Annotated in this window: 1 protein-coding gene; it reads right to left on the bottom strand. The window is 46.0% G+C overall.

All coding sequences use genetic code 11. The annotated features are described in order from the left end of the window. Window positions 1-220: 220 nt before the first annotated feature. Complete coding sequence (gene brnQ / locus R7O12_RS24180) at window positions 221-1,531, bottom strand: branched-chain amino acid transport system II carrier protein (RefSeq protein WP_042765982.1); 1,311 nt, start codon at window positions 1,529-1,531, stop codon at window positions 221-223. Window positions 1,532-1,670: the final 139 nt, after the last annotated feature.

The following is a 1,670-nucleotide window of genomic DNA, read 5'->3' as shown; positions in this document are numbered from 1 at the left end:
TAATCCTTTAATTTTGCTCTGAGTATATTGATAGCAAAGCAGGCTAATAGCATAGATACAAGAAAACAAAATGATAATAAAGTTGAGGGTTCTTATATCTAAATAGTGACTCTCCATATGTGCTCCACAGCGAACCATTTCTCGGGCAACTCCTTTGCCCGTCATCAATAAACGTCCAGTATGTTAGCGTAATTATAGAATGATGTCTTAAGTTAAGCGGCTATTCGTTGACCAGCTCGAATTCTTTGATTTCTTCTGCTTTTTTAGTGAACAAAAGTCCGATCGTTGCCATGATGACACTAGGTACAATCCAGCTCGCGAACTCATTGTACAAAGGCATGTTGTGGCTCATCCATTGGTCTACGGCTTCTGGCATGTAGCCCAAAATGTGCAGAGCATCGACACAACCAAATGCTAGTGCGGTGAACGCGGTAAGCACCAACATGAACTGAGACATTTTGTTGCGAACGGGTGCCATCATCATCAAAGCAATCGCCACAGGATGAAGTGCCACAACCGCAGGTAAAGTGATTGCCAATAGCTGCTCTAAACCGATGTTGGCGATAAAGCCTGACAGTACCATGGTGATGACGACACAGATTTTGTAGTTCACTTTGCTAAAGGTGTTGTCATAGAACTCGCTGCCTGCGGTTGTTACGCCAATCGCTGTGGTTAAACAGGCCAATACCATGACTGCACCCAACAACACCGAGCCAAACGCACCAAAGTGGTTGAAGGTGAACGCCGTTAAAATATCGCCACCATTGCTAAATTCTGAACCTAAGTAAGAGCTAGTGGAACCGATGTAAGACAACGAAATGTAAACAAACGCCATCGCGACAGCGTACATTAAGGCTGCAATTAGAGTGTATTTCGCCGTTGCTTTCGGGCAGTCCACTCCCATGCTGCGGATGGCACGGAAAATGATCCAACCAAAGCCAATTGAGCCCAACGCATCCATCGTCATGTACCCTTGCGTCAAACCTTCTGCAAACGCACCACTCACGTATGGGCCACTGGCTTGTGTCAACTCACCTGCTGGGTAAATCAAGGCAGTGACAGACATGATGATCAAAATCGCCATTAACGCCGGTGTTAGGATTTTGCCTAAGTTATCAACCAACTTACCTGGGTAAAGCGCAAACCAAATGGTTGCTACACAAAAGGCAATCGTAAACGGCACTAATGCCGCCTCACCAAAGATTGGGGCGAAGCTAAATTGATAGGCGACGGTAATGGCTCGCGGAATCACAAATGCTGGCCCGATGACGATGAAGACCATCACCCAAAAGCTGGTTGCTAGCGGTTTTGGTAGCGCAGCGGTTAGCTTGTCTGAGCCATTAACGATCGCCACCATTACCAGTGCTAAAGCAGGTAGACCCACGCCAGTTAAAAGGAATCCAGACATTCCACTCAAAAAGTTTTCACCCGCTTGGTAACCCAAAAATGGAGGGAAGATAAGGTTACCTGCGCCCAAATACATGGCGAAAGTCATAAAGCCTAAGGCGGCGATATTGCGTGCGCTTAACATTGTTATTCCTCTTATACGTTTCGCTTGGAAGAAACTGAAAGGAATGGGAGAGAGTATGTGGTTGTTCCCGTCAGCTTCTTCTCAAGCTGACAGAAAGTTTAGATATAGCCTGTCAGCTCTGAATCAGTTTCAGAGAGAG

The organism is Vibrio sp. Vb1574, from assembly GCF_033338675.1.
This window is presented reverse-complemented; position numbering and strand designations above follow the sequence as displayed.

What these genes read in the sequence shown, in the direction of transcription:
- brnQ (WP_042765982.1), bottom strand. Translation starts at nt 1,531, where the DNA reads ATGTTAAGCGCACGCAATATCGCCGCCTTAGGCTTTATGACTTTCGCC.